The 8977-nt window shown below is 67.2% G+C and carries 7 protein-coding genes and 1 pseudogene; 5 read left to right on the plus strand and 3 right to left on the minus strand.

Translation table 11 applies throughout. The annotated features are described in order from the left end of the window. Positions 1 to 2 precede the first annotated feature (2 nt). A complete protein-coding gene (locus tag HNV26_RS20330) occupies positions 3 to 2210 on the plus strand; it encodes a prolyl oligopeptidase family serine peptidase (RefSeq protein WP_171442847.1) in 2208 nt (735 codons plus the stop codon). A gap of 69 nt (positions 2211 to 2279) precedes the next feature. On the opposite strand, the gene HNV26_RS20335 is transcribed toward HNV26_RS20330, so the two are convergent. Then, positions 2280 to 2642: a hypothetical protein gene (locus HNV26_RS20335; protein ID WP_253816838.1), complete on the minus strand. Its 363-nt coding sequence runs from the start codon at positions 2640 to 2642 to the stop codon at positions 2280 to 2282. 458 nt (positions 2643 to 3100) lie between these two features. Here HNV26_RS20335 and HNV26_RS39330 point away from each other — a divergent pair. Further along, positions 3101 to 3361 (plus strand): annotated as a pseudogene (locus HNV26_RS39330) (transposase); the annotation flags it as partial. 514 nt (positions 3362 to 3875) lie between these two features. Here the strand turns inward: HNV26_RS39330 and HNV26_RS39335 are convergent. After that, positions 3876 to 4232, minus strand: a complete 357-nt coding sequence (locus HNV26_RS39335; RefSeq protein ID WP_171442821.1) for a hypothetical protein — start codon at positions 4230 to 4232, stop codon at positions 3876 to 3878. Positions 4233 to 4331: 99 nt separating this feature from the next. Here HNV26_RS39335 and HNV26_RS20345 point away from each other — a divergent pair, with 99 nt between their 5' ends. After that, the gene (locus tag HNV26_RS20345) at positions 4332 to 4742 is read left to right on the plus strand and encodes a hypothetical protein (RefSeq protein ID WP_171442849.1); all 411 of its coding nucleotides are present in this window, start codon (positions 4332 to 4334) and stop codon (positions 4740 to 4742) included. 1340 nt (positions 4743 to 6082) lie between these two features. Beyond that, positions 6083 to 6460 carry an ArsC/Spx/MgsR family protein gene (locus HNV26_RS20350; RefSeq protein ID WP_171442850.1) on the plus strand — a complete coding sequence of 126 codons (378 nt, stop codon included), beginning with the start codon at positions 6083 to 6085 and terminating at the stop codon, positions 6458 to 6460. Positions 6461 to 6519: 59 nt separating this feature from the next. On the opposite strand, the gene HNV26_RS20355 is transcribed toward HNV26_RS20350, so the two are convergent. Further along, positions 6520 to 7614: a winged helix DNA-binding domain-containing protein gene (locus tag HNV26_RS20355; RefSeq protein ID WP_171442851.1), complete on the minus strand. Its 1095-nt coding sequence runs from the start codon at positions 7612 to 7614 to the stop codon at positions 6520 to 6522. A 135-nt stretch (positions 7615 to 7749) separates the two neighbouring features. Here HNV26_RS20355 and HNV26_RS20360 point away from each other — a divergent pair, with 135 nt between their 5' ends. Then, entirely contained in the window at positions 7750 to 8841 is a 1092-nt protein-coding gene (locus HNV26_RS20360) for a D-TA family PLP-dependent enzyme (protein WP_171442852.1), read from the plus strand. The last annotated feature ends 136 nt before the right edge of the window (positions 8842 to 8977 follow it).

An 8977-nucleotide genomic window follows, 5' to 3' on the forward strand; every position in this document is an offset into this window, starting at 1 on the left:
CCGTGAAGCTGAAGACCGCATTGACGGCGGCGGTGCTGACCCTGCCGCTGGCTGCGCCAGCCGCCCCCGCCCCCGCTCCGGCCGCGACGGCGCCCCGCAAGGCCGCCACCAAGGCGCCCGCGTCGCCGAAGAAGGAGACGGTGGACACCTACCACGGCACGGCGGTGAAGGACCCGTACCAGTGGCTGGAGGACTCGTCCGACGCGCAGGTGAAGCAGTGGAACGACGCGCAGAATGCGTACACCCGCGCCGTCCTGGACAAGCTGCCGGGACGCGAGGCCATCCGCCAGCGCGTCTCCGAGCTGCTGAGCTGGAAGTCCCCTGGCTACGGCGGGCTGCACGAGGCCGGCGGCACGTTGTTCGCCATGAAGGCCCAGCCGCCCAAGCAGCAGGCCTTCCTGGTCGTGCTCGGCTCGGTGGATGACACGTCCAAGGAGCGCGTGCTGGTAGACCCCATGGTGGTGGACCCCTCGGGCCACACCACCATCGACTGGTACGTCCCCACGCTGGACGGCAAGAAGGTCGCCGTGTCGATGTCGAAGAACGGCACCGAGAGCGGCGACGTCACCGTCTATGACGTGGCCACCGGCAAGCCGCTGCCGAATGAGACCGTGCCCCGCGTGAATGGCGGCACCGCGGGTGGCAGCCTGACGTGGACGGCGGACGGCAAGGGCTACTTCTACACGCGCTACCCGCGCGGCGAGGAGCGTCCCGAGGTGGACCGTGACTTCTTCCAGCAGGTCTACTTCCACCAGCTCGGCACGCCCACGGAGAAGGACACGTATGTGCTGGGCAAGGACTTCCCGCGCATCGCGATGACGGAGCTGGACACGTCTCACGACGGCCAGCACATCTCCGCCGTCGTGGCCAACGGCGACGGCGGCGAGTACATGCTGTACCTGCGCGACGCCGCCGGGAAGTGGTCGCAGGTGTCGAAGTTCGAGGACAAGGTCATCCGCGCGCGCTTCGGCCACGACGGCGCCCTGTACCTGCTCAGCCGCAAGGACGCGCCGCGCGGCAAGGTGCTGCGGCTGCCGCTGGCCACGCCCACGCTGGACAAGGCCACGGTGGTGGTGCCGGAGGGCGAGGCCAGCATCCAGGGCTTCTTCCCCACGAAGTCGCGGCTCTACGTGAGCGAGCAGCTCGGCGGGCCTTCGCAGCTGCGCATGGTGGACCTGAAGGGCAAGGCGCTGGGGATGGTGCCCACCCTGCCCGTGTCCTCCGTGGGCGGGCTCGTGAGCCAGGGCGATGACGACGTGCTCTTCATCAACACCAGCTTCACCCAGCCGATGGCCTGGTACCGGTACTCGGCGAAGGACAACACAGTGAAGAAGACGGCGCTGGCCCGCACGTCGCCGCTGGACCTGAGCGACGTGGAGGTGGTGCGCGCGTTCGCCACGTCCAAGGACGGCACCAAGGTCCCCGTCAGCATCCTCAAGAAGAAGGGCACCAAACTCAACGGCAACAACCCGGCGCTGCTGACGGGCTACGGCGGCTTCAACATCTCCATCAGCCCGAGCTACAACACGCTGGCCGGTTTCTGGCTGGAACAGGGCGGCGTGTTCGCGGTGGCCAACCTGCGCGGCGGCTCGGAGTTCGGCGAGAAGTGGCACGCCGAGGGCTCGCTCACGAACAAGCAGAACGTCTTCGACGACTTCCACGCCGTCGCGAAGCTGCTGGTGGACCAGAAGTACACGCAGCCGAAGAAGCTGGCCATCCAGGGTGGCAGCAACGGCGGCCTCCTGATGGGCGCGGCCGTCACCCAGCACCCGGAGATGTACGGCGCCGTCGTGGCGCGCGTGGGCATCTACGACATGCTCCGGGTGGAGCTGACACCCAACGGCCAGTTCAACATCACCGAGTACGGCACCGTGAAGAACCCGGAGCAGTTCAAGGCGCTGCACGCGTACTCGCCGCTCCACAACGTGAAGGACGGCACGGCCTACCCCTCCGTGCTCTTCACGTCCGGCGCGAACGACCCACGCGTGGACCCTTTCCACTCGCGGAAGATGGTGGCCCGGATGCAGGAGGCCACCAAGGCGAAGAACCCCATCCTGCTGCGCGCCAACGCGGAGACGGGCCACGGCGCCGGCACGCCGCTGAACGCGCGCATCGAGGAGGAGGTGGACGTGTACTCGTTCGTGTTCAACGCCCTGGGCATGAAGTACCAGCCCCCGGCGAAGAAGGTCGCGGCGCCCAAGCCGCAGTAGCCGAGTGAGGCCTGCATCCACCGCCGCCCGGACGCTGGCGCGGCGGTGGATGTGGTGCTGCATGGCGAATCAGCAGGTCCAGGTACAGGCCGTGCCGCCCCACACCTGGTTGCAGCGCCCTTCCGTCTGGGGAATCGAGTCGCAGAAGCTCTGCGCCGTCCCCGGAAGCGCCTGGCAGCAGCCCGTGCACGTCCAGATGCAGGAACTGCCCTGGTTGACTTCATTACAGCGCCCCGGCGTCTGGGGAATCGAGTCACAGAAGGCCTGGGGCGTCCCCGTCAGCGCCGTGCAGCACCCCGTATTGAGCGCCTCCTCTTCGCTCACGCCGTCGGACGCCGCGCCTTCTTCGTCCACCACGCCACAGCCCGTGAGCCCCACGACGGCCAGCAACACGGCACCGTGAAGCGCGAACCGCTTCAGTGAACCACGCATGCGAAACCACCTTTCCTGAGCAAGCTGCATGGGCAGCCTATTTCGAGAAAAGGCGGAAATCACGGCACACCATAGAGGCGGCGCACCACGCCCCAGCGGTAGCGTCCCCGCCACTCCTGAAATGCGGAGTGCTGGCACACGGCTTCGCGCGGGTGCGCTGCCAGAGTTCTAAGGACGAACTGCTCGTCGCCTTCTCGTCGGACGTCCTCACCGTCTTCCTGCGCGCGGTGTTCGCCCTATAACGTCGGCGATCGCGGAGGCAGAGCATCCGTCATGGGCAGGTCGGGGCCGCCTCTTTCATCCAGTTCTTCGGCTCGGCCTTACAGGTGACGCCGCACTTCCACTCGCTGGTGCCGGACGGCGTCTTCGTGCCAGGGGTGGACGGCCTGCGCTTCGAGGCGTTTCCGCCACCTACGCAAGCAGAGGTGAAGCGGTTGCTGAGGGAGGTGTGTCACCGGGTGCTGCGCCTGCTGGAGAAAAGAGGGGCCCTGCCCGCCCAAGCGCCCGAGGACGCGCTGCAGGCGTACCAGTGCTGCGATGGGGCGCGTGGCGCACCGGCGCTGGAGCGACTGTCGCGACTGGAGGATGGCCGCCTCGCGTACCGGATGACGCATCCGCTGCCCGATGGCACCACGCTCCTCTTCTTCACCGAGTTGGAGTTCCTCCGTCGTCTGGCGTCGCTGGGGCCTCCGCCTCGGACAAACCTCACAAGGTTCCACGGCATCTTCGCTCCAGGAGCGAAAGTGCGGCCATTTCTGCTCCCTCAAGTGGGGGCGGAGCTGGGGTTGGAGGAGGAGAGCCCGGCCCAGGCTGCGACGGTGGCGTCGACGATGGAGCGCACGCCGCGATTGGATTGGGCGGGACTGCTGCGCCGGACGTTCGCGCTGGATGTCTTCTCCTGCTCTCTGTGTGGGGGCCGCAGGAGGCGGCTGGCATACCTGACGGCCCCCGGTGGGGGCGCACCATTCTGGAGCACCTGGCATTGCCCTCCCGGCCTGCGATGCTGGCCCCGGCACAGCGCCCACCCCAGAGCGCGTGGTATTGAGCCCAAGCACCCACAGTGCCCTGGAGGCCCACGCCCCTGCGGCCTGCCGCCTGGATGGGCCGATTGGACCGGCATGTGGCCCGAGGGGTGGCACAGCCTCTGCTCCGGCCCGACGCACAGCCCGCGTGTCACCCTCCAGCGGCCCTTCTTTGCCCCTCTTCACCAGCCCGCCGCCCTCAACAGGGCTCCTATCCATTCTTCCATACTTCACCACTGCCTATATCGCGGCCAAGGTCATGCCGTACTTGTCCGAAGGCAGTGGAGAGGGGGCAGCTCCCACCTTGGGAGAGTCTATCGAAAACGGGTACATTCAAGACAACCATGTCGAAGAGCTTGAGGAAAATGACATCAAAACAAAGAACCTCCTCAGTTAATTGACCACGCAACTCAAGCAACCAGGAGACCGCGGAAAGAGCCATTGCATTACCGGACGAACGAAATACATACATTACCCATGAAACAGAAACTGCCATAACCAACGCTTCAAACCATCCTGACCTGGGCACCGACCTCAGGCCGAGGAACCCGGACACCGGCGCATCCACTCTCAAGCAATATGTCAACGACCTTCGAGAACAATCGAATTAGCCGGACGCGTCCGGAATCTGTCCATGCTGCGAAGATGTTGTAACTTGTGTGTACTCATGAGCATTCAGCCGCGATGTTCCGAAGCCGAACTTGCAGTTCTGGAGGAGATGACCGCGTACATGCGTGCTCACGTCTGGGTGGGTTCCGGTCATCCGGTCAAGCGCAGCCTCGCACTTTGGCAGAATCTGGCATACACCCTTGGCGAATACACGGGCGGGATTGACGACTACATATATTCTCTGTACCACCGGGATGCGCTTGAGGCCACCATCAAAAGACTCCCAGGGCCTCACAGCGAGCTACTGCAGAGGTTGGTCACCGAAGCCGATGAGACGTTTCGCAAGGCCACCCGGGATGATGGAGGCCGAAGCCTGTCGGAATTCCTCATACCGGAAGCGAACAGAGGATGGTGGTACAGCCGTCGCCCGATCATCGGCCCACTGAATACTTATCTGGATGCGGTTTAAGCATAGCTACGAAGGATAGGAATTCAGATCTGTGGTTTCCGTGCGTTGCGGAAGCGCGAGACGCAGTCCCGGCGAACGCAGCCGCAAATGAGGCTTCGCTCGTATGAGTGAAACGAGGCCCTGGGAATTCATCCCCGGGACCCCGTGATGTTGCGTCAGCGTCGTACTGCTCTGGAATCACATGAACGCCGCTCCCGCGTCTGTTGCGCGGTGTCGCAACGAGGTTCGGGCGTATCCGTCCGGCGAACAACGTTCCGTGAGGGATTGCTGGGGCGGCGGCAGCGGCGGACGCGACAAGGCATGGCGAAGCAGGTGGAGAGGCCGGAGTGGGTCCGGGTCGCGGGAGCGTTCGAGGCCAGTGGGCAGACGCAGCGGGGTAAGCGTCCGGCCAACGACGTGGTGAAGGGTGTTGAGGGATACGCCGGCGCCGTGGACGCTGGCGTGCATGTCGAAGCCGGAATGGTTGCGGGTTGCTGAAGCCTCCGAAGGGAGCGGACCGACGCAGACGGCGTTCTCCACGCAGCGAGGCGTGCGGCTGAGCACGTGCAGTCGTGGGTGTACCGGCGGCGACGTCAGCAGGCAGGGACAGCTGAGACGGTGCGCCTGCTCCCAGTCGAAGTGGGAGGCCGCAGCAGGGTGCTGGCATACCTGACGGCCCCCGGTGGGGGCGCGCCATTCTGGAGCACCTGGCATTGCCCTCCCGGCCTGCGCTGCTGCCCCCCGGCACAGTGCCCACCCCAGAGCACGTGGTGTGGAGCCCAAGCCCCCACAGTCACCTGGAGGCCCACGCCCCTGCGGCCTGCCACCTGGATGGGCCGCATAGGCCGGCATGTGCCCCGAGAGGCGGCACAGCCTCTGCTCCGGCCCGGCGCACAGCCCGCGTGTCACCCTCCAGCAGCCCTACGCCGGGGGCCCCCCTGCCGGCTGATGGGGATTCTCCGGCACCTGGTCGGACAACATCTTCGGGACCATGCAATTGGTCCAAATTGGCGAGAGCGCCAGTGGCACCTATTCCGGAACGACATCGCCCGGCGCCATCAACGGCAAGGTCACGGGCCAGTCCTTCGATGGAACCTGGGTCAGTCGTGAGGGCACGTCCGGCACCGTCCATCTCGAGCTGAGAGGGGATGGGAGCACCTACGAGGGAGAGGCGAGCACCACCGGCCGGGGAACAAGGTCAGCGGCAAGTGCGTGGGCTCGCCGACCGCGGGGCGGTGCGGAGCACGTGGGAACCTCCACGGGCAGGCGAAGCGGGGGCGCGCCTCGCTTCTGCCTGCCGCAGCACCGACAGCCCGGCAAGAGTGCGGGCGGGCTGCTCCGCAGCGTGCGAGACTGGCCGGATGGAGATCTGGATCAACCCTGCCTGTTCAAAGTGCCGCGCCGCGATGGCCGCGCTGGATGCGTCCGGTGCAGCCTACGTCGTCCGCCGCTACCTGGAGTCGCCCCCCACCGCTGCGGAGCTGGAGGCCGTACTTGGGAGGCTCGGGCTGGAGCCCTGGGAGCTGGTGCGCATGGGAGAGGCCGCGGCGACCAAGGCCATGCTGGAGATGCTGCCCAGAGACGCGACACACCGTGCCGACTGGATTGCAGCCATGGTCCAGCACCCAGAGCTGATTCAGCGGCCCATCGTTACCGCCAGCGACGGGACGACTGTGGTGGGGCGGAGCCCGGAGGCGCTGGAGAGGGTGCTCGCCGCGGAGCGCGGCTCGGGCACCTGAGTGGGGGCTTCAGGCCGAGTGAGCTTCGTCCGCTTCCGGGGGTGGACATCCTGTTCAAGTTACCCGCGGACCTCGAACGTGCGGGCTTCGGGCTCCATGAAGCGCAGGAGCGCCTCGCCCTCCTTCACCAGGGCGTCACGGTCCTTCTTCTTGATGGGCGCAAAGGGCTCGACGACGAGCGTAGCCACCGCGCGCTTGCGCTCCACCGTCCACGTCCCGGCGATGAAGCCGTCCACGAGGAAGGTGGCGGGGACTCGCAGATTCTTGGTGATGAGCTTGGAGCGGTACGCGTCATCCACCAGCCGGGCCCGGTCCTCATGGCCGAGCACCAGGCTGTCGAACTCCGGGAGGAAGCGCGCGGGTGCGGCCGTGTCCTCGTCCGGCCGGGGTGCCTTGGGCAGGTCGAACAGCTCCCGCCCCTTCTCGTCCCGGAACGTGCGCAGCGAAGGCCGAAGCGCCTCGAAGGTGGACTTCAGGCCCTTGAGGCCGGACCAGGTCTGGGCATCCGTCACCGATGCGGGCCCGAAGGCCGCGAGGTAGCGCTGCACCAGCGTGGGAAGGTCCGCTTCGGCGCGCAGCGGTGCGCCCAGCCAGGACTCCGCGACCGCGAAGTCCGTGGTGCCGGGGTAGCCCCACTCCGTCTCCGTGGGGACCTGGATGAGGGGTAGGAACATCCGCACCGCGAAGCCCATGGCGCGTTCGTCGTTTTGGGGATGCCGGGCCACCAGGTGGCCTCGCAGCGCCTCGAAGGTGCGCGGCGCTTCATCGAAGAAGGCGCGCGCCTCCTTGACGAGCGGCGCGACGTCCAGCCCCTTCGCGCGCTCGCGCAGCACCGACGCCACAGAGGCTTCGAGCAGCGATGTGAAGCTGGCTCGCAGGTGCCGATAGTCCTCCGCGCTCGCCAGGTGCAACGTGCCGCGCATCAACGTGGCGCGGACCACCTCCTTGCGCTGGAGCAGCACCTGGAGCGCGTCTCGCTCGAAGCCCGCGACACGCGACCACAGGCCGATGAACGGAGGCTTCGCCTGTTGGGCCTGAAGCGCCAGGAGCTTCTCCACCGCGCCGAGCACGGACGTCTGCTCACGCGCCAGCAACATCTGCCGCGCCAAGGTCGCGCGGTTGAGGGCCCTGAGGGTCAACGGGGAATCTGGCATGTGGCCTCGCTCGCGGAGTGCTCCTGGCGGGTCGTGACACCGCGCGAGTCGCGGAGGTGTAGCACTTCACGAACGAAGGGCGAACATGCCCGGCACTCCTGGAGCCCGGCACACCGGAGTGCCACATTGCACGGCATGAATGTGGACCGGCTCGACATGATGACGACCCCCGCAGCCCTCGTGGACCTGGACCGTGTGGACGCCAACCTGAAGCGCGTGGCCATGTACACCCGCCAGCACGGCCTGCGGTGGCGGCCCCACACGAAGACGCACAAGACACCGGAGTTCGCCGCGCTCCAGCTCGCCGCCGGAGCCCAGGGCGTCACCGTGGCCACCGTCCGCGAGGCGGAGGTCATGGCCACCGTCTGCGACGACATCCTGCTCGCCTATCCTCCCGTGGGCGACGACAGGCTCGCCCGGCTCATGGCGCTACCACCGCACGTCCGGCTCACCGTGGCCCTGGACTCGGGCGAGGCGCTGGAGATGCTGAGCCGCGCGGCCCGGAGGGCGGGCCGTACGGTGGGCGTGTTGGTGGAGCTGGACCTGGGCATGCGGCGCGTGGGCCTCCAGTCCACCGGGGACGCCATCGCACTGGCCGGTAACGCAGCGTTCGGCCGTGGCCTGGAGTACCGGGGCATCACCTTCTACGCCGGACACCTGCGCCTTCCCCAGGAGAAGCTGGGCTCCGCGATGCGCGCACAGTCCGAACGGCTGGCGGCCTTCATCGAGGCCCTGACGGACTCGGGGCTGCGGCCCGAAACCGTGAGCGGCGGCTCCACGCCGACGCTGTGGCGTTCGCATGAAGTCGCCGGGCTCACGGAGATTCGCCCGGGCATCAACATCTTCAATGACCGTAACGCCGTATCGGTGGGTGCATGCCCGTGGGAGGAATGTGCCTACTCCGTGCTGGCCACGGTGGTGAGCACCACCGTGCCGGGCCAGGCGGTCATCGACGCGGGCTCCAAGGCCCTGGCCAAGGAGGAAGGCTTCACCGACACGGGCGTCTACGGCGCCCTGCTCGACCGGCCAGACGTCCTGGTGCGCGGCCTGTCCGAGGAGCACGGCCTGCTGGACCTCTCCAGCACCAACTGGCGGCCCCGCGTGGGCGACCGCGTGCGCGTGGTGCCCAACCACGCCTGCGCCTCCGTCAACCTGCACGACCGGTTGCACCTGCTGCGTCAGGGTACCTGGGCCGGCGCGCACGCCATCACCGCACGCGGCTGGTGACGCGCGCCACTCATAGCGGGGTGCGGATGAAGGGAGCAGGCGGAGGGTGTTGACGGAGTGAGGAGGTATCGCCTGCTATGTCCGGTACGCATTCGCTCGACCTGCGCGAGCGTGTCATCGCAGCCTGGCAAGAGGG

The sequence above is a fragment of the Myxococcus xanthus genome (assembly GCF_013116825.1).
Taxonomy (GTDB): domain Bacteria; phylum Myxococcota; class Myxococcia; order Myxococcales; family Myxococcaceae; genus Myxococcus; species Myxococcus xanthus_B.